The sequence below is a fragment of the Pseudovibrio sp. Ad46 genome, from assembly GCF_001623065.1.
Classification (GTDB): Bacteria; Pseudomonadota; Alphaproteobacteria; order Rhizobiales; family Stappiaceae; genus Pseudovibrio.
In genome coordinates this window covers 94,785-114,204 of the sequence record NZ_LMCG01000001.1, presented here as the reverse complement: position 1 = coordinate 114,204, position 19,420 = coordinate 94,785, and the positions used below count along the sequence as shown (strand labels likewise).

Annotated in this window: 15 protein-coding genes and 2 tRNA genes; 11 read left to right on the top strand and 6 right to left on the bottom strand. The window is 48.7% G+C overall.

What is annotated here, in order from left to right; translation table 11 throughout:
• Nucleotides 1–2 precede the first annotated feature (2 nt).
• The 3 genes from PsAD46_RS00555 (at nt 3) to PsAD46_RS00545 (ending at nt 3,678) form a co-directional block, all read left to right on the top strand.
• A complete protein-coding gene (locus PsAD46_RS00555) occupies nt 3–1,268 on the top strand; it encodes a glycine betaine/L-proline ABC transporter ATP-binding protein (RefSeq protein ID WP_063305930.1) in 1,266 nt (421 codons plus the stop codon).
• A gap of 145 nt (nt 1,269–1,413) precedes the next feature.
• Nucleotides 1,414–1,926, top strand: a complete 513-nt coding sequence (locus tag PsAD46_RS00550; RefSeq protein ID WP_063305929.1) for a CAP domain-containing protein — start codon at nt 1,414–1,416, stop codon at nt 1,924–1,926.
• Nucleotides 1,927–2,034: 108 nt separating this feature from the next.
• Nucleotides 2,035–3,678: an AMP-binding protein gene (locus PsAD46_RS00545; protein ID WP_063305928.1), complete on the top strand. Its 1,644-nt coding sequence runs from the start codon at nt 2,035–2,037 to the stop codon at nt 3,676–3,678.
• 4 nt (nt 3,679–3,682) lie between these two features.
• Here the strand turns inward: PsAD46_RS00545 and PsAD46_RS00540 are convergent, their stop codons facing one another.
• Nucleotides 3,683–4,810: a GNAT family N-acetyltransferase gene (locus PsAD46_RS00540; protein ID WP_063305927.1), complete on the bottom strand. Its 1,128-nt coding sequence runs from the start codon at nt 4,808–4,810 to the stop codon at nt 3,683–3,685.
• Nucleotides 4,797–6,218 carry an oligosaccharide flippase family protein gene (locus tag PsAD46_RS00535; RefSeq protein WP_063291138.1) on the bottom strand — a complete coding sequence of 474 codons (1,422 nt, stop codon included), beginning with the start codon at nt 6,216–6,218 and terminating at the stop codon, nt 4,797–4,799. The genes PsAD46_RS00540 and PsAD46_RS00535 overlap by 14 nt, the downstream gene beginning before the upstream one ends.
• Before the next feature lie 224 nt (nt 6,219–6,442).
• On the opposite strand from PsAD46_RS00535, the gene PsAD46_RS28500 reads away from it, so the two are divergent.
• The 4 genes from PsAD46_RS28500 to PsAD46_RS00515 all read left to right on the top strand — a co-directional run bounded on the left by PsAD46_RS28500 (nt 6,443) and on the right by PsAD46_RS00515 (nt 12,741).
• Nucleotides 6,443–7,399, top strand: a complete 957-nt coding sequence (locus PsAD46_RS28500; protein ID WP_063291139.1) for a hypothetical protein — start codon at nt 6,443–6,445, stop codon at nt 7,397–7,399.
• Entirely contained in the window at nt 7,296–8,852 is a 1,557-nt protein-coding gene (locus PsAD46_RS00525; RefSeq protein WP_244272058.1) for a DNA polymerase Y family protein, read from the top strand. Before PsAD46_RS28500 ends, PsAD46_RS00525 begins: the two co-directional genes overlap by 104 nt.
• Nucleotides 8,853–8,921: 69 nt before the next feature.
• Nucleotides 8,922–12,275 carry an error-prone DNA polymerase gene (locus PsAD46_RS00520; protein ID WP_063305926.1) on the top strand — a complete coding sequence of 1,118 codons (3,354 nt, stop codon included), beginning with the start codon at nt 8,922–8,924 and terminating at the stop codon, nt 12,273–12,275.
• Nucleotides 12,276–12,381: 106 nt separating this feature from the next.
• On the top strand, nt 12,382–12,741 hold the full coding sequence (locus PsAD46_RS00515; RefSeq protein ID WP_063291141.1) for a TfoX/Sxy family protein: 360 nt from the start codon (nt 12,382–12,384) through the stop codon (nt 12,739–12,741).
• Nucleotides 12,742–12,818: 77 nt separating this feature from the next.
• Here the strand turns inward: PsAD46_RS00515 and PsAD46_RS00510 are convergent, their stop codons facing one another.
• Nucleotides 12,819–13,247 (bottom strand): hypothetical protein, encoded by a 429-nt coding sequence (locus PsAD46_RS00510; RefSeq protein WP_063291142.1) that lies wholly within the window; start codon nt 13,245–13,247, stop codon nt 12,819–12,821.
• Between the two features lie 572 nt (nt 13,248–13,819).
• Nucleotides 13,820–14,299 carry a YchJ family metal-binding protein gene (locus PsAD46_RS00505; RefSeq protein WP_208981591.1) on the bottom strand — a complete coding sequence of 160 codons (480 nt, stop codon included), beginning with the start codon at nt 14,297–14,299 and terminating at the stop codon, nt 13,820–13,822.
• Nucleotides 14,300–14,401: 102 nt separating this feature from the next.
• Between PsAD46_RS00505 and PsAD46_RS00500 the strand changes: the two genes are divergently transcribed.
• Nucleotides 14,402–15,514, top strand: coding sequence for an FAD-dependent monooxygenase (locus tag PsAD46_RS00500; RefSeq protein ID WP_063305925.1), 1,113 nt, complete (start codon nt 14,402–14,404; stop codon nt 15,512–15,514).
• A gap of 75 nt (nt 15,515–15,589) precedes the next feature.
• Here PsAD46_RS00500 and PsAD46_RS00495 read toward each other — a convergent pair.
• Nucleotides 15,590–15,664: transfer RNA gene (locus PsAD46_RS00495), tRNA-Gly, on the bottom strand.
• A 48-nt stretch (nt 15,665–15,712) separates the two neighbouring features.
• Nucleotides 15,713–15,787: transfer RNA gene (locus PsAD46_RS00490), tRNA-Gly, on the bottom strand.
• A gap of 820 nt (nt 15,788–16,607) precedes the next feature.
• Here PsAD46_RS00490 and PsAD46_RS00485 point away from each other — a divergent pair.
• The 3 genes from PsAD46_RS00485 (at nt 16,608) to trxA (ending at nt 19,415) form a co-directional block, all read left to right on the top strand.
• Nucleotides 16,608–17,627 carry a cytochrome-c peroxidase gene (locus tag PsAD46_RS00485; protein ID WP_244272059.1) on the top strand — a complete coding sequence of 340 codons (1,020 nt, stop codon included), beginning with the start codon at nt 16,608–16,610 and terminating at the stop codon, nt 17,625–17,627.
• Between the two features lie 141 nt (nt 17,628–17,768).
• Nucleotides 17,769–18,296 (top strand): prolyl-tRNA synthetase associated domain-containing protein, encoded by a 528-nt coding sequence (locus tag PsAD46_RS00480; RefSeq protein ID WP_063305924.1) that lies wholly within the window; start codon nt 17,769–17,771, stop codon nt 18,294–18,296.
• 120 nt (nt 18,297–18,416) lie between these two features.
• Nucleotides 18,417–19,415, top strand: coding sequence for a thioredoxin (gene trxA, locus PsAD46_RS00475; RefSeq protein WP_063291146.1), 999 nt, complete (start codon nt 18,417–18,419; stop codon nt 19,413–19,415).
• Nucleotides 19,416–19,420 lie beyond the last annotated feature (5 nt).

The window sequence follows — 19,420 nt, the reverse complement described above, 5'->3', positions numbered from 1 at the left end:
ACATGGCATTGATCGAAGTACAAAACATTACCAAGATTTTTGGCAAGGCGCCTGAGAAGGAGCTTGCCAAGGTCAAAAATGGTATGGGCAAAGATCAGCTGCTTGCTGAAACTGACCATACTCTTGGCCTGCATGATGTCTCCCTTAGCATCGAGAAGGGTGAGATCTTTGTGATCATGGGCCTTTCCGGTTCTGGTAAGTCTACGCTTATTCGTCACTTCAACCGCTTGATTGACCCAACAGATGGGCACATTCTGGTTGATGGCGAGGATGTTATGGCTCTTTCTGATAAGGAGCTGGAAGACTTCCGCCGTCATCGTATGTCGATGGTGTTTCAACGCTTTGGCCTGATGCCGCATCGGACAGTACTGCAGAATGTTGCTTACGGTCTTGAAGTGCAGGGCATTACAAAAGCAGACCGTGAAACCACAGCGCGTGAGTGGATTGAAACGGTTGGACTTGGTGGTTTTGAACATCAGTACCCAAGCCAGCTTTCCGGTGGCATGCAGCAGCGTGTTGGTCTTGCCCGTGCGCTTGCAACGGATGCTGACATTCTGCTGATGGATGAGGCGTTTTCTGCACTTGATCCGTTGATCCGCTCTCAGATGCAGGATCAATTGGTTGAACTGCAAGAGAAGCTACATAAGACCATCGTGTTCATCACGCATGATCTGGATGAAGCTTTGCGTATTGGTGACAAGATTGCGATCCTTAAGGATGGTGTTCTGTCACAAGTCGGTACGCCGCCAGAAATCTTGCTTGAACCAGCTGATGATTATGTACGGGCGTTTGTACGTGATGTGAACCGTGCTCGCGTGCTGACCGTAGATACTGTTATGCAGCCACCTGCTGTGCGTATTACCCATGACAACATGGAAAAAGCGCTGGCTGATATGCGTCGACATGACGAAGATTTCGGTTATGTGGTTGAGGACAAAGAGTTCCGCGGCATCGTTACGCAAGAGGGACTTGCTGAAGAAGTTGCAAAACCGGGTGATAGTCCATCCCTTTATGCTTTTGCTGATGACAGCAACGCAGTGGAGCTGGAAAGCACTTTGGAAGAAGCTCTTCCAACAACATTGGAAGCAGATTATCCAGTTCCAGTTGTTTGCGAGGATGGACATCTCATGGGCGTGTTGAGCCCAGAAGAGATGGGTAGCGTGCTGACGCCTCCAGAAGAGCAAACTGATGCTGAGACTGATGGTGCTGAAGAGAAGAATGAGACGGCTGAAACAGCCAAGCCTCATGCTTTGAAAGAAGCGTCCTAACGTTTCTGCCAAGAAGTTTGAAAGGCCGGCTTTGTCCGGCCTTTTTTAATTCACTTATACGTGTGCTTTTAGTTTGAGCTTGGTTTGCCTCATTTAGTCGGTAGTGTGTCCGAGAGATTCGAAATTTGCCGAAAAGTGATTTTGTATGAAGACGTTTCGTGGTGGGAGTATTGCTCTGGTTCTTGCTGTTGGATTGATGCTCACTGGTTGTGTCAGCCCTGATGAAACGCCAAGCTACTATCAGAACTTAGAGAGCCACTCTGCGCAGATTGATGCGAGTGTTGTGGCTTCAATGATCTCCAGCTATCGTTCTCAGTCAGATTTATCGCCGGTTACGGTTGATCCAGCTTTGATGCGCGTTGCTCAGGCACAGGCAGATGGAATGGCCCGTGCAGAGGATGTCAACGCTGCGCGCAAGGGTGATCTTAAGCTCGCCGTCTTGATGAAGGGGGCTGGGCAGGGCGATGCTCATGCGGTGGGCAATCTCAGTGCTGGTTATCGTCGATGGGCCGAAGCCTTTTCTGGCTGGCGTGACTCGCCAAAACATAATGCAGTGATGCTGGATGCAAATGGTACGCGTATTGGTGTTGCGACGGCTTATGCGCCTCGGTCAAAATACAAGGTTTTCTGGAGCCTTGTTGTAGCTGGACCGCGTTAACCCACTTTCCTTTGGAGGCTAAAAGAGCGACCAAAGGCCAGTATCTCGTTGTGCGCTGCAGCGATAAACTCTCTTCACTAATGAATTTGGGTTTAGGGGATTTCTGGTGTGCTGCCACCACTGACTTCATACGAGGAATTGCGAGCTGAGTTTCGCTGGAGTATTCCTGCGCGCTATAACATTGCGCATGATGCTTGTGATCGTTGGGCGGATATTGAGCCTAAGCGCACAGCTTTGCTGCATGTGCTGTCTTCCGGCGGTGTTGAAGCGTGGAGCTATGGTCAGCTCAAAGGAAATTCCTGCCAGCTTGCAAACTCGCTGCAGTCTTTGGGTGTAGCCCCGCGCGACCGCGTAGCTTTGTTACTGCCTCAAGCACCTGAAACTGCTATCTCTCATCTTGCGATTTATCGGCTCGGAGCTATCGCAGTTCCATTGGCTGCTTTGTTTGGTCCAGATGCGCTACGATACCGGCTGGAGAACGCTGGTGCGAAAGCGGTGATTACCAATCAGGCTGGACTTGAGAAACTTTCTACACTTCGTGAGCAACTCCCGCTTCTTGAGCATGTTATTTGTGTCGATGGTGCAGGAGATGGAGCTCTTGGCTTCTGGAGCTTGCTTGAGCAAGGCTCTGACAGCTTTGAGAGCTATGCGACAGGCCCTGATGATCCAGCTTTGATGGTTTATACCTCAGGCACAACAGGGCAGCCTAAAGGAGCGCTGCTGGCGCACCGTGTGTTGTTTGGGCATTTGCCGGGCATACAAATGGCACATGAGATGTTGCCGCAGGCTGGCGATGTATTCTGGACTCCGGCTGATTGGGCCTGGGCGGGTGGTTTGCTGAATGCACTGCTGCCTTCGCTGAAGTTTGGTGTGCCTGTGGTGACTGCCCGGATCGACAAGTTTGATCCGGAAGGTGCATTTGACTTGATGGCTCGGCATGGTGTTCGCAACGCGTTCATTCCGCCCACCGCACTCAAGATGATGCGCAGTGTTGATCATCGTAAGTATTCTGAAAAACTTCGGTTACGCTCTGTTTGTTCGGCAGGTGAGGCATTGGGGCGTGAAGCATTTGCCTGGTGCCACGAAGCGCTCGGTGTTGCGCCAAACGAGATGTTTGGACAGACGGAATGTAATCTCGTGCTCGGGTCAGGAGTAGGGATGGGAGTTTCCCGTGCCGGGGCAATTGGCAAAGCTGTACCTGGGCATGACGTTGCTGTTATCCGACCAGATGGATCTGTTTGCGAACGAGAAGAGCAAGGCGAGATTGCAGTTCGTCGTGGTACGCCTGTTATGTTCCTGGGGTATTGGCGAAAGCCTGAGGCAGATCAGAGCAAATTCCTTGGTGATTGGATGCTGACAGGTGACCAAGGTGTTGTTGATATGGATGGATATGTCCACTTCGTCGGTCGCAATGATGATGTCATTACTTCAGCTGGTTATCGCATTGGGCCAACTGAGATTGAGGATTGTCTGATCAAGCATGAGGCGGTTGGATTGGCTGCTGTGGTCGGCAAACCTGATCCCGTGCGGACGGAGATCGTAAAGGCTTATGTTGTGCTGAAAGATGGCTTCGAACCAAGTGAGGGCTTGGTTGATGATATTCGCCAATATGTGCGCGTGAGTCTTTCTGCTCATGAATATCCGCGGGAAATTGAGTTTGTCTCTGAAATGCCTTTGACGACCAGCGGAAAGGTTATTCGCCGGATTTTACGGAATAGAGCGCAGGAAGAAGCTGAATTGGTTGAAAGTTAGATTGCTATTTTCGACCAAGCAATTTCTTTATTTTGCTCTTTAATGCCGACTTTGCACGAGCACCTGCTTGCGCCTCCCACATTGCAAAGCGCGCTATTGAACCTTTGCCAATAAAAACCGTGGCATATGGGAACCTTGAGGTCCAGGCCTTGTTTGCCATCTCATTGTCTGGTGTCGAGAGGGAATCAGCACCTGAGAACTCAGGGTCATCGAGGAGTTTTTGGGTGCTGAAATAGATGAGCAGTTGACCGGGTGAGAATTTTGCGAGGTTCTCGTCGAAGGTTGTTTTCCAGCCAAATATGCGGCCTTGCTTGCGGAGCAGGATGTTGGTCGCAATCAGCTTATCGTCGAGCCACAACTGACCAATGCGAATGTTATCTGCTTCGCCTGACTTTGATACCAGCTCACGCGTGAAAGCGGCATCAGACGCTCTGGAAAGGAGTGCCGTGCCTTGCTTGCCTTTCCAGCCAGCTGCCTCGAGTTTCAGAAAGTCTTCAAGGCCTGCCTGAATGTCCTCTGAAGTTTCCAGCATACTAAAGGAAAGAGATCCTTCTTTTTCCAGCCGGCGCTGGTTTTTAAAGGCACCTTTCCATGAGGACCGTTTTTTGAGAGCGTCAAAGTCGGCGCGACCTTCACTGCCAGATAGTTGGAAGGCGCGATCTTCTTTAGAAGTAACTTGTTTATCCCATCCGTGGGCTTTAAGCGCGCGCTCAAGGCATTCATAGGTGGGGCCATCGCTTCCATGGAAAGGGAGAATTAGCGTCTTAGTCCAGCTTAAGTTACAGGCGGTTTCGAGCAGTTTGTTGAGTGTTGCTGGCGTCGCTTCCTCAGAAAGCAGCAGAGTGCCGAGTGGCCCATAATCGCCTGCTAAAGTGCTTGGCAGCTTGAAGAGTAGGCCGCGTCTTACCCTTATGACCGGCAGTGCCGCGAGCGCTTTTGTGCCGGAAGGATCGAGTGCCAATAACAGCTTGATTGAGCCGTTTGCCTTGTGTGCGTTGAATGCACTCACGAAGCTGCTGGAGAAGAACGGGTTGGGCTGCAGTGCCTGTTGAGACAGTTGTCGCCACAGGTGTTCCGCTGTTTTGTCTTTGCCGGGTGTCAGCAGTTTAATCGTGGTGCTATCCTGCTTCATTGACTGGAGTTTCCCGTCTCTTCAATGGCAATATGAATGTGTGCAGGCCAAGGCGCTTGTAGGCGCTGCGATAAAGAATGCATGCTTCAAAAAAGATGACTGATGTGGTCGCCAGAGCAGCTCCATACAGGCCGAAGGCTGGAATAAGTGCTGTGTTGAGAATGAGGTTTACGACAAAGACACTGGCATAGATCTTGGCGCAGGTGTTTTGGTGCCCTGAGAGGGTCAGCAATGCGTCAACCGGACCAACGGATGCACGGGCTAATACACCAATGACAAGGATGTAGAGGATTGGTGTACCTTGAGCAAAATCCTCTCCAAACAATGAGAGGAGGAATGGTCCGACTGCCATGACAAAGCCGCCCATGAGTAGTGTCGGCCAGAAGGTCATTTTAGCAGCACTTGCCACGAAATCCTTGAGACCATCTCTGTCACCAGAGTGGTAAAGACGTGCCATGCGTGGTGCGCTTGCTGCGCGTACTGCGTAATAAACAAAATGCATCAGTGCGAGGGTGCGTGATGCAGCAAAATAAATGCCGACTTGATCTGGTGGGAGCCAGAGGCCGATTAAGATGACATCAGAGCTGGTGATGAGTTGGAAGAAGCCATCAACTGCCAGCATGGGAACTGACACAAGCAGCCATGACTTTATCTGAAGTCTACGTGGAGTAGGATGGCGGACTTTGTTCAGCGAAACTTCCATCATGATCGTCTGAACGAAGGTGATGGTCCAGACGGCTGCGATGGTGACGATGCAAGCTGTGACGGCTGTTGGCGGATAGCCCAGCAACAGCGCGATCAACATGAATGCGAGCACTAGAAGGGGGCGGCCAATAAAATCTGGCAGCATTGCTTTGAGTTGCCAGTCTTGCGCACGGGCAATGCCTTCCAGCATACCGGTGTAGGTGTGCATGGGCAGGCAGATTGCGATGAGGTAAAGCGGCAGGATGTATGCGTTGCCAATGAAATCAGAGAAGGCCCAGGCAATGGCTACACTGATTACTGCAATGGTTGTTGAGCTGAGCAATACAAGGAAACGGGCACTGAAGAGCAAGCCATTGAGAAGCTCGTGTTGCTTCTTCTCCAGATACTCTGGAATGAAACGCAGAAGGGAAACAGAAAACCCGAGCCCTGAAAATACGCTCAGTATGATGACGACCGTCCAGACAACAATGAAGATGCCGTATTCAGAGGCGCCCATCCAACGAGCCAGAAAGACCTGCATGATGTAGGCGAGTGCTGCGCTCCCGATGCGTAAGGCAAAAACGATCAATGCTGAGCGTCGTGCTCCTCCAGCCTCGCCTTTGCTGAAGAGAGTGCCGAGTATTTTTCCAAGAAGCGGCAGCAGTTTTGCATGAGTGCTGCGAGGTAAAAGCACTGCTGACCATTTGAGGAGGAGTTCTTGCACGCGATACGCCTTAATTATTTCTGGTCAATTATTACTAGTATGAAAATTAATATTTTCGGAATGCTGTTTTGTGGTGTTGTCGTGTTGATTGGTCCTTGAGTTAAAACAGAGGCTTAGCTGGGCCTTGAAGGCTCAGAAGCTTTTGTTCTGATACTCTCGCAGTTTTTGATGCTTGACTCCTGTGCGATTTGACGGAATCAATATTAGAACATATAGAGAACAAAATGAAATTTACCGAGAGTGATATGAACGCGAAAACATCGCAAATTGCAGAGCTGCGCCACCGCCTCGCGGTGTTAGAGGGACGCCTCCCTTCTACCGTGCAGCTTGCGCCGGTCCCTGCATCCGCCCAAACTGAGCAGGGACCGGCTCCTCTTGGTGAGGTGCTGAACGCGCACGCTATTCAAAATGATGTAACTGCTCAGAGAATTTTACTAGGCATTCCTAAGTTGGATGGATTATTTGGAAGAAAAGGTCTTCAGTGCGCTTCATTGCATGAATTTTATGCCAGTGAAATGAGACTTTCCGGGGCATTATCCGGTTTTTTGTGTGCTCTCCTGAGTTTGATGAGCAGGCAAAGAGATGGTGCTGTGCTGTGGGTTATTGATAGGGCTGTTCAACGAGAAACTGGTATTCCACACGCTCCGGGACTTGCTCAATTTGGTGTTGACCCAGCTCGTATTGTCTTTGTGCGCCCCAGAAAAACTGAAGAAGTTTTATGGGCGATGGAAGAAGGGGCGCAGTGCTCAACGCTGTGTGCTGTGGTTGGAGAGGTTGCAGGTTCTTTTAGGAGTTTTGATCTGACGGTTACGCGGAGGTTGGTTCTACGTGCAGAACAAACTGGCGTGCCTGTGTTTTGGGTGCGGCATGGTGCCCAAGCTGACCCAAGTGCTGCTTTAAGTCGTTGGCATATTGCGCCTATAGCCTCTCGTTTCTCAGGGGCAGTTCGTGCTCGGAAGGTTATGCCTTCTCGTGCTTTTGTTGGTAATCCAGGCTGGCGGGTGACCTTGGAGAAAAACAGAGATGGCCAATTAGGCTTCTGTGACTTGGAGTGGAACCATGCAAAACGCTGTTTTAATGAAGCGTCAACGTATTCTATGCCTGTGGTTCGCCGAATTAGCAACAGACCGAATTTGTCGGAGAGAGATAGGCGAGTTATGGCTTTGCGAACATGCAGCTAAGCCAATTGTCGCTTACCACAAAATTAAAAATGGTTACCGGCTGAGCTGCGTGAATATTGCAGCGGCGCAGGCTGGTTTGTCTGTGGGAGAGGCGCTTAGTGATGCGAGGGCGCGTGTTTCCGATGTGCAATGTGAAGAGGATATTCCAGAAGCGAATGAAGCGTTACTATCAGCATTGGCTGACTGGTGTGATCGCTATACGCCATTCGTGGCTACTACTGATCCAGATACGTTGTTGCTAGACATTTCCGGCTGCTCCCATCTCTTCAATGGAGAAGAGGCAATGCTCGAAGATTGCTTTAGTAGACTGAGAGTAAAAGGCTTTACTGTGTCTGGCGCAATTGCTGATACTGTTGGCGTTGCATGGGCTATTGCCAGAAATGGGGGAGGTGTTATCGAGCCTGGAGGACAACGGAATGCTTTGGAAACTCTGAGTGTTGAGTTGTTAAGAGTGGAAGAAAGTGTTGTGGCTGCTCTTTCACGTGTAGGTTTAACTGTAATTGGTGATTTATTAGGCAGGCCGCGAGCGCCTTTAGCAAGTCGTTTTGGTACAGACTTGGTTAAGCGATTAGATCAAGCTCTGGGGATGGAAGGGGAGCCAATCTCTCCCAGGCTCTTTACGCCGGACCTTGTTGTTGAAAGACGGCTTTTGGAGCCGATTGGACAGGAAGACAATGTCATTGCCGTTATTCAGTCACTCTCAGAGAACCTGCAGAAGGCCTTAGAGAAGCGTGAAGAAGGAGGACGGGCCTTTGAGCTGGTGTTGTTTCGAGTAGATGGTGTCGTAAACCGTCTTTCTGTTGGAACAAGTGGTCCGATACGTGCACCTGCTCTTATTCTGCGCCTTTTTAAAGAAAAACTGAAGACGGTTGGTGATGAGTTAGATGCCGGATTTGGTTATGATCTTATTCGATTGAGTGTCTTGGAAGCCCAATCATGTTCTGCCGCACAACTGAATTTAGAAGGCCGAAGTAATCAAGACGATGATCTTGCTGAGTTAGTTGATCGACTTAGTGCGCGTTTGGGCATAACTCAAGTTAGCTGTTTCTTACCATGCAACGAACACTTGCCTGAGGTGCAAAGCGCCTTGGTACCTGCGGCTACCGTCTGTGAAAGTGCTCTTTATTGGGCTGAAGCTGAAAATGACTCGAATAGTGACGTTCCGCTAGAGCATCCTTTGAGGATGTTGCCTCATCGGGAGCCTGTCGAGGCTGTTGCTATGGTTCCAGAAGGCCCTCCATTGCGCTTTCGTTGGCGTAAAGCTTCCTATGAAATTTCTCAGAGTGAAGGACCGCAAAGGATTGCTCCTCCTTGGTGGCGTAGTGAAGCAGGCATTCGTGATTACTATCGCGTCGAAGATCGAGAAGGTCGTCGTTTCTGGCTTTACAGAGAAGGTTTGTATGGCGAGCAGAATGAAGTACCTCGCTGGTATCTACAAGGTTTGTATGCCTGAGATGTGAGGCTGTTGAACTGTCATCTTTTGAAGCTAACTTTATATGGTGTCATCATGAGATCTCCCTTGATGCGCAGTTCCGGATATGCGGAGCTTTGCTGCGTGACGAATTTTTCATTTCTACGAGGTGCCTCACAACCTGAAGAGCTTGTTTTTACCGCTAAAAATATAGGCTTAACAGCTCTTGGTGTGTGTGACCGTAACTCATTGGCTGGTGTTGTGCGGGCTCATGTGGCTGCTGATACTGCAAAACTTCGTATGGTTACCGGAGTGCGCCTGTGTTTTGTTGATGGCTCTCCTGAAATTCTGTGTTGGCCAGTTGATCGTCAAGCTTACGGCCGTCTGACTAAATTGCTGACTGTCGGCAAACGCAGAGCTCCGAAGGGAGAATGTTATTTGCGCCTTGAGGATCTTCTGGCTCAGGGAGCGGGTTTTGTTATTGCTCCTATTGTGAAACAGCTGAAAAATGAAGCCAATCTTTTGAAGCTTAGAGCAGTATTGAAAGCATTATTCTCTGTTTTCGGGGAACAGGTTCGTCTCGCCGTTGCATTGACATACGGTGCGAGTGATAGGCGGTTTTTGTTGCAAATGATGGAGCTTGCTAATGAATGTAACATCCACATTCTTGCAGTGAATGATGTACTTTACCATGAAGCTGACCGACGTCCATTACAAGACATTGTGAGCTGTATTCGCCTGCACGAAACGCTGGGGAGTGCTGGTCAAAAATTAGAATCTAACGCTGAGAGATATCTGAAAACTTATGAGGAGATGACATATTTGTTTCAGGATTGTCCTGAAGCTCTAACGGAGTCTTCGAGAATTCTAGATGAGATAGATTTTAGTCTTTCAGAGTTGCGATATGACTACCCCAAGGAAGAAATAGCTTCAGGATTATCTTCTCAAGGAGAACTTGCGCGCTTAGCGGAGGAAGGTGCGCAGAAGCGATATCCTGATGGCATTCCTAAAAGTATAAGAGAGTCAATCGATTATGAGCTGAACTTGATCGATGATCTTGATTATGCCCCATATTTTCTGACAGTTCATGATATTGTAGAGTTTGCTCGCTCTAGGGGTATCTTATGTCAAGGGCGAGGTTCGGCAGCAAATTCTGTGGTGTGCTTTTGCATTGGAATTACAGAGGTCGATCCTAAGCGAGCTGGCTTATTATTTGAACGATTTATCTCTCCGGAACGTAGAGAGCCTCCTGATATTGACGTTGATTTTGAGCATGAGCGACGCGAAGAGGTCATTCAATATATTTATCAGAAATATGGGAGAGAGCGAGCAGGGCTTGCAGCGACTGTGATTACATACCGATCTCGTTCTGCTTTACGGGAAGTCGCTAAGGTTTTTGGCTTGTCAGAGGATGTGGCAGGAACTTTGTCCGGCACGATCTGGGGACGCTCATCTGGGGGCGGTAAAGAAGAGCAAGTGCGTGAGGCTGGTCTCGATCCTCAAGAAGCCGTTGTTGCTCAAGTGCTTAAATATGCCAAAGAATTGATTGGTTTTCCGCGTCATCTTTCTCAGCATGTTGGTGGCTTTGTTATTACTCACGGGCGGTTGGATGAGGTCGTTCCGGTGATGAATGCGGCAATGGAAGATCGGACTACCATTGAATGGGATAAGGATGATCTTGAAGCTCTTAGACTTTTGAAGATTGATGTGCTCGCTCTTGGAATGTTGACTGCTATCCGTAAGGCACTGGATTTATTGAAGGAAAAATATAATCGAGATCTAACAATAGCGACTCTCCCTCCTGAAGAGACAGATGTTTATGATATGATTTGTCGAGCAGATACCCTAGGGGTATTTCAGATTGAGAGCCGGGCTCAAATGAGCATGTTACCTAGGTTAAGGCCGCGTTCGTTTTATGATCTGGTAATCGAGGTTGCAATTGTACGACCTGGCCCAATTCAGGGTGATATGGTGCATCCATATTTGCGGCGAAGGCAAAAGAAAGAAGCAGTTAACTACCCCAAGGAAGAGCTACGAGATGTATTAGATAAGACACTTGGAGTTCCGTTGTTTCAAGAGCAGGCAATGAAAATTGCTATCGTTGCTGCTGGATTTACCCCAGGGGAAGCAGATCGCTTGCGACGCGCTATGGCAACATTCCGCCGTGTCGGAACTATTCAGACGTTTCAAGACAAGATGGTCGATGGAATGGTTGCTCGAGGCTATGAAAAAGATTTTGCAGAACGATGTTTTAAACAGATTGAGGGATTTGGTGAATATGGTTTTCCTGAGAGCCATGCGGCCAGCTTTGCGCTGCTGGTTTATGCCTCTTGCTGGTTAAAAGCGCGATATCCTGATGTGTTTTGTGCTGCCCTGCTTAATTCTCAACCATTGGGATTTTATGCCCCGGCACAATTGGTGCGAGATGCACGTGAGCATGGTGTCGATGTGCGTGAGGTGGATGTCAATCTCTCTGACTGGGATGTTGTTTTGGAGCCTGATGTGCAGGCATGGAGGCGTTTGCATCCGCGACATAAAGAGATGCAGGGCACTATTAAATCTGATCACGCAGTGCGGTTAGGTTTTAGAAATGTCAAAGGCTTAGCCGAAGCTGATATGAAGAAGCTTGTAGCTGCACGAGGTCGTGGATATGATTCTGTGCGAGATCTCTGGTTGAGGACTGATTTGTCGCGTTCCGTCATTGCCAAGCTTGCTGAGGCGGATGCGTTTCGGTCGTTGGGCTTGGATCGACGAGATGCTCTGTGGGCTGCGCAAGGGCTAGAAGCTGGTGGAGCAGCTGAAAGATTGCCTCTTTTTGATCGTGCCGACCTGCATGAATTGCGGCTGGAACCCGATGTTCATTTGCCGCCGATGCTGCTGGGAGAGCACGTTATGGCTGACTATCAAAGCCTTACGCTCTCCTTAAAAGGTCATCCGGTCGGTTTCGTACGGAAGTCGCTTGTGCAGTCTTGCGTTATTTTGTGCGATGAATTGAAAGATTTACGTGCTGGATGCAAGGTTTCTGTAGCTGGGCTCGTTCTTGTGCGACAGCGTCCGGGATCAGCGAAAGGAGTGACCTTCATGACGCTGGAGGATGAGAGCGGCATTGCTAATGTGATTGTCTGGCCTAAATGTTTTGAGAAGTATCGTGCATTAATATTGGGAACGCGATTTATAAAAGTCACGGGCCGACTTCAAAATTCAGAAGGCGTCATTCATGTAGTCGCGGAGCATCTAGAAGACATGACAGATTTGCTTGGGCAACTTTCAGCTGCAAAGTTTGACGATGCTGGCCTTGCTCATGCAGATGAAGTTCGTCGTCCAGTGATTGAGCTTGCTGCGAAAATCCAACCTGGACGAGGTTTGGCGGAGCTGGTGCGGGAAGTGCCTGAAGTGGCAAAAGATTATGCTGAACTTGCGCAAAAAGTGCGACGTACTTTGCCGAAAGGTCGAAACTTTCACTAAGCTACTTATCCTCTTCGCTGAAAAAGGGGGTATTTATGGAGTGAGAGGATCTGACTGCTTAATATTTTAGGGATGAGCCAAGTCGTTATTCAGGAGTAGAAATCTAGTGGCTTATGATGAGGAACTTGGTGATCGGCTTCGTGAGGAGTTGGAAGGCATTATGGGGATTTCGGAGAAGTGGATGATGGGTGGCCTGTGCTTTTTTCTGGATGGAAACATGCTGGCCGGGGCGCATCGTATTAAGAGTGAAGAGGCTCGCTTCATGTTTCGTGTTGGAAAAGACAATGAGGCTGAAGCGCTCGGCCGAGAGGGGGCTGAGATTGTTGAGCTTGGTGGTCGCCGAATGGGGGGATTGGTGTTTGTGGCTGCTGAGGTGTGTGATCAGGCGGCGCTTAGAGAATGGATTTCGCTCTGTATGAGTTTTGTCGCTGGACTGCCAGCCAAACAGTTGAAAGGAAAAGGCTGACGCAGGTTGATCATAATCTGATCGCCTTCAATGTCAGCGCCTTCATATGAGCGTCACAGCTTTGTCGGTTGCTGTTCTTATAGACGCGGGTCTTCGCAAATTTGGACGTCGCCTTTTAGTACTTTTTTGATTTCGTTGAAGGCTCGTTTCATGGTTGTGCCCTTGATCCAGCCAACGACCAACAACCGTAACCCAGGGTTCTTAGGGTGCTTTCCTGCGATGACTTTAACAGCCCAATATCGCCGTCCTGCAAAGCCAGGTTCAACGAGTTTGTAGGCGCGGAACTGTAAGTACTGGATTTCTGATAGGTTTTTTTTAGAAAAACTTTGTAATAGTGTTGTGCAATCTTGATTGGGCTTGCTAATTAGGACTAAAGATCCATCGTTTAAGTGTAGCTCCTTAGTAGATTCATAAATTTCACATCCGGATCCTACAGTATTAGGTGTGTTTTGTATTAGTGATCTCCACTTCATAAACTCCATTCTGTTTGCGTGAACTACGTTCATTTAGATGTTTCCTGATCGATACTCATATTTGTGTGACATACACATATGTACCGATAGTTTGAAATAGTTTTTTTTCTAATTTTAATAAGTTTGGATGTAACGAGGCTTGTCTGAACCTTATCGGCGTTCCGCTAACCCGTTACGCGAAGGCGCCTTTTCCCTACGGAATGTGATTGTTAATGAAGCAACTTAAAGATGTGGGAAACTCGTGCTGACATACCGGGAGTATCGCAGGAATATATGGAAACGATGTTTTCTTGTGTTGGCATCTTATGCTGCTAGCTGATGCAAAATATCTTGGTAAGCCTCAGGTTAGGTTCAATCATTGGTATGATGAGCTGAAAAGGGCTTGTGTGCAGTCGGTGAATGATAAGTCTGAGATCTCTGCTTTTAGACTTTCACGGAGAAGTTTGCCGACCTGGGTGAGGATCGGAACTTGCTTGTAGGGGGAGGTAAAGCCTTATCTGCATCGTGATATGGTTGTTACTGATGTAAGGCGCAGAGAAGTTGACTGTTGCTCTCGCAGCAAGACTGTTTTTACGCTCAGTCGATTTTGGATCAGGCTGTGAGGTTTAGAGGCGGCTGCCTTCTGCCATCGGTTCAACATAATACCAGCGGCCCTTGCGTTTTTTGAAGAGGCTCAGTTCTCTCTGTTCTCCGACTTGGCCATGGGCGAGGTATTTGGCGCAGAAGAGGACGCTGCCTTTTGCATCACCTAGTTGCCCCTTATCGGTGCCCAGAATCTCAAGCCCTATCCATTGAGTTTGGGCAGCATATTCTGCGACCTCAATTGAACTGAAGGTTTTTTGGTAGCGGGGCCACAATGTGTCTTTCAGGTAATCAATGTTTTTTGTGGCATAAGCGCTGTAACGTGAGCGCATGAGCTGCTCTGCAGTCTCGGGTAGGGCCTTGCCTTCCAGAAAAGGCTGGCAACAGATTTCAAAGTCTCTTCCTGATTTGCAAGGGCAAGGTGTTGTCATTGAATACCATCCTTTAGAGCTTGGAAGGCAGCTAAACGACAATTTTAAAGCCAGGTCAAGAAGGGCAAACAAGCTCCTCCAAGAGTGATTAAAGTTCGCCTTACTGGTTCAACGCTCCAACAGCGTCTTTTGCATAAGCTTGCAACAACAAGCCCTGTGTACGGTAGGATGGTAATGCAAAGAGGACGCACTCTGATTGTTGGGGCAGGGCCCAGTGGGTTGACTGCCGCAATTGAGCTGAAGCGACGCGGCTTTACGCCTCGTATCATTGATAAGAACTCGCGCCCTCACGCTCAATCTCGTGCCCTTGCCATTAATCCCCGCACCCTCCAAATCCTGCAGCCATCTGGTGTGGCAGACAAACTGCTGCAAAAGGGATGGCGGATGAATCATGTCCACTTTTGTGGACCAAGTGATGAGCTTTTAGAAGTTGATCTCTCAGACTTAGATGGGCCTTATAATTTTATGCTGGCCCTGCCGCAATATGAGACTGAAACTGTTCTTGAACGACATCTGACAGAGCTGGGAATACCGGTCGAGCGGGAGTGTGAACTCGTCAAGCTAGAGCAGAAGGATGAGGTCGTCACTGCAGTTATACAAACCAGTAGCGGTGACGAAGAGGTACTTCACCCACCCATGGTGATTGGGGCAGATGGTGCACACTCAATTGTGCGTTCGCAAATGGGGTTCACCTTTTCAGGCAGTTCGTATCCGCAAGATTGGGGGCTGGCAGATGTGGAGTTGGAACCGACGCTGACGATGGATGGGCCGACGATGTTTGACAGGTCACCAAATATCTTCGGTGTCATTCCCTTTTCTGCGACACGGGCGCGCATTGTTGCCGATCACTCTGATCCACTTGAGACTATGCCGCCGATTTTGAAAGTTATCAAAGTCAATTGGAAGTCGTCTTTCCGGATCTCTCACCGATTGGCCAATCTCTATCAGAAAGGGCGGGTCTTTCTGGTGGGAGATGCTGCGCATGTGCACTCTCCCTTTGGAGGCAGAGGGATGAACTTAGGGATTGAGGATGCTGCGTGGCTGGCGTGGCAAGTTTCTACCGGGCATACGCATCAATATATGTTGGATCGACGACCCGTTGCTGCGGAAGTTTTGAAGACGGTTGATACCGGCACACGGTTTTTAGCGTCAAACAACACAGCGATCCGTCTGTTCAGGCAAAAGTTTCTGCCGGTGTTGGGACGCACGGATTATTTCCAGGCCCGGTTCATGAATATTATGTCTGCTGAGAACACACCATTTCCTCCTTGGCTTGAAGAGGAATAGTTCGCCTAAAGCTCTGATAGAAATGAAGAACTGCAGATAACAAAAAACCGCCTTGCGGCGGTTGTTTTGTTTTTTTGGAGCGGGCGAGGCGATTCGAACGCCCGACCCTAACCTTGGCAAGGTTATGCTCTACCCCTGAGCTACGCCCGCATATCCAAAAAATTCCAACTTCGCGAAAACTCAGTTTCTTAGAGAAACTGGAGCGGGCGATGAGATTCGAACTCACGACCCTAACCTTGGCAAGGTTATGCTCTACCCCTGAGCTACGCCCGCATCTGTTTCGCTAGAGCCGTTTGTTGCGGCCCCGTCGGTGAGGTGGGAGCTATATGACAAAAGCTCGGGGTGAATGCAACAAGGAATTTGAAATTCATTGTGGGGTTTCTCAGAGCTTGTGGATGTGGAGGTCGTGAAGTTCCTCATAAAAAATATTATATAACAATAAGATAGATGGTTTTTTAGAGTTGTTTGATCGTTGTGGAAATAATTGCACTCGAGTAAAATAACCTATGTGATTTACTCCGAGGTCGTGGATGGGCTGCATGAAACAGAAACAGGTTCCCTCATATATCTCAATAAGATCAGGAATTTTTTTAATCACATTCAGAATGAGCATTAGCGAGCGTGGCTAAGAACAACATCCAGACGTCGTCAAGATCACAATTTGTAATTGGGGGCAGTATGTCGCAGTCGTGTATTAGTATATTCTAAGAGAATGTTTTGAGGGTGAAGTACATGCCCTTGAGAAACGTAAGTTGCACGCGGTCAAAGCTCTCAATTTTTTGTCTATATTAGAGTTATTCTAAGTGTATGGAGGGACGCTTCGTGTATGTCTTGTGATTATAATTCTCGATATTTGTAGTATTAGTAAGTATCGGTGGAATTCGTATTTCAAGTATTTTTTGTATATCTCAATATATTAGATGATGACTTTGCGTTTTAAGCTGATGAAATTTTTGATATTACCATAGTAAATGTCAAGCGGTTGCATCAATGTGCTTTTGTTTGTAGTGATTCTAAACTCCATTATCTCGTGATGATGGAGGATTTCATGCGAGCAATAATTAAGACATTGATTGGCGCATCTGTTTTCAGCATGGCTGTTCAGGGAGGAGCTTTTGCTCAATCTGAGTTGCTGGAAGAGGCGCGTTCTTACTTCAAGCCGATCCCGCACGCTGTACCCAGTGTTAAAGACAACACGATTACCCGCGAAAAAATTGATCTTGGGCGACAGCTCTTCTTTGATCCGCGATTGTCGCTTTCGGGATTGCTGTCGTGCAACAGTTGCCACAATCTCGGCATGGGTGGGGATGATAATCTGGAAACATCCATCGGCCATGGATGGCAAAAGGGGCCTCGTAACGCACCCACCGTGTTGAATGCTGTGTTCAACCTTGCCCAGTTCTGGGATGGTCGTGCAGAGGATCTGAAAGAGCAAGCCAAAGGCCCGGTGCAAGCTGGTGTTGAAATGGCTAGCACGCCAGAGCGGGTTGAAGCTGTTCTGAACAGTATGCCGGGATACACTGAGCAGTTTTCAAGAGCATTCCCAGGTGAGGAGTTACCAGCGAACTTCGACAATATGGCGAAGGCAATTGAAGCGTATGAGGCAACTTTGATTACGCCTGCTTCCAAGTTTGATCTGTTCCTTGAGGGTAATGAAAATGCTCTCAATGCGCAGGAAAAGCAGGGACTGCAGGTGTTTATGGATACCGGGTGTGCCGCTTGTCATGGCGGTGTGAACATTGGTGGTGAGGGGTACTATCCATTCGGCGTGGTTGAAAAGCCGGGTGCAGATATTCTTCCAGTCAATGACAAAGGCCGGTTTGCTGTTACTCAAACTGCCGAGGAAGAATACGTTTTCCGTGCTTCACCGCTCCGCAATATTGATCTGACAGCTCCTTACTTCCATTCTGGCAAGGTTTGGGATTTGAAGCAGGCGGTTTCTATTATGGCCAGCTCTCAGCTTGGTGCTGAGCTGAGTGAAGAAGATATTGATGCAATTACTGTTTTCCTGAAGACCCTTACCGGAGAACAGCCAAGCGTTGAGTACCCAATTCTGCCAGTTCGGACCAACACCACACCACTCCCTGATCCGTCAGTCATGACGGCTCACTAAGCAAACTATTCGCCCTCGGTTTGCTAGAGGCAGGCGGTTCTTATGGACCGCTTGCCTTTTTCTATAGGTGGCTTAAAACGGTGCAGCATTTATGTGGCAAACACTTGGTTTGCCTCAGAGACTTGGGAGAGGTCGTTCTACATGCCAGCAAGCCGTTCACAACTGATATCTTTCTTGGAAGACTTGAACATTCCGGTTTCTACTATTGATCATGAACCGGTTTTTACGGTTGCTGAATCTGCTGATCTGCATGAGCGTATTCCAGGTGGGCACACCAAGAATCTCTTCCTTAAAGACAAAAAGAGTAATCTCTTTTTGGTCGTGGCCCTTCATGATGCTACGATAGATCTCAAGAAGATTTCGAGCATCATTGGTGCATCTGGTCGTGTTTCTTTCGGCAAAGCTGATCTTCTTGAAGAGGTGCTGGGTGTTACTCCAGGGTCCGTCACGCCGTTCTCTCTGATCAATGATCGGGAAGCACAACGCGTGTCCGTGGTGTTTGATGCAGATATGATGGAGCAGGAGGTTCTGAACTTCCATCCATTGCTAAATAACGCTTCAACGGCGATTTCAGCGGAAGGTCTGATGGTGTTTGCCAAGGCATGTGGGCATGATGCCAATGTGCTTGCGGTTTCTGCAGAGGCGCAGAAAGTCACTGAAGATCTATAAAAACTGGGTGATCGCCAATTGTAATTGGTCTCATCTAAGACCATTTTAGGCAGCAGTTAGAGATTTTGATATGAGGAGCGCTGGTATGAGCAGCTCCCGGTTCAGTAAAGGGTCAAAATAATGAGTGGATCCGGTTATTCCGTAGGTGGCAGCTTTGGTGGCTCCCTTGGCGGTGGATATGGCGGCGGTTATCAGACCAACACACAGGCTGGCGCGGCATCTCCATCTGCAGCTCCGGCAGCCAATGCTGCTGACTTGATTGTTGATACGACCACTCAAACCTTTGTGCAGGACGTAATTGAGGGCTCCCGTAATCAGGTGGTCCTCGTTGATTTCTGGGCGCCTTGGTGTGGTCCTTGTAAGCAGCTTACGCCGACGCTTGAGAAAGTCGTCAAGGAAGCGAATGGTGCTCTCAAGCTGGTGAAGATGAACATCGAAGATTATCCGGAAGTTGCCGGTCAGATGGGTGTTCAGTCGATCCCGGCAGTGTTTGCGTTTAAAGGTGGCCAGCCTGTTGACGGGTTTATGGGTGTGCAGACCGAAGGTGAAATCAAAAAGTTTCTCGATCGTATTGGCGTAAACATTGGTCCAAGTGATCTGGAAGTGATGCTTGAGAAGGCTGATGAGCTTCGTGATGCTGAAGGGTATCCAGAAGCTGCACAGCTTTACGGTAGCGCGCTTTCTATCGACGCTGGCAACGTGCAGGCGTTGTGTGGGCTTGCTATGTGCTATCTGGCGCTTGGTGAGAAAGACCATGCAAAACAGATGCTCGATATGATTCCGGAAGATGAGCAGAACTCCCAGCATTTTGCAGCAGCCAAGGCTGCGCTTGAACTCGCTGAGCAATCTGAAGGGCTTGATGACCTTGCAGAGTTGCGTGAGCGTGTAGAAGCCAATGCAGATGATCATCAGGCTCGTTTTGACCTTGCGCTCGCTTTGGGTGGCAAAGGGGATAAAACTGGTGCTGTTGATGAGCTGATTGAGATTATTCGCCGTGACCGTGAGTGGAATGAAGATGGCGCGCGCAAGCAGTTGCTGCAGTTTTTTGAAGCCTGGGGCTTCAAAGATGCAGGTTCTGCTTATGGTCGCCGTAAACTCTCCTCAATTTTATTCTCGTAATCTAG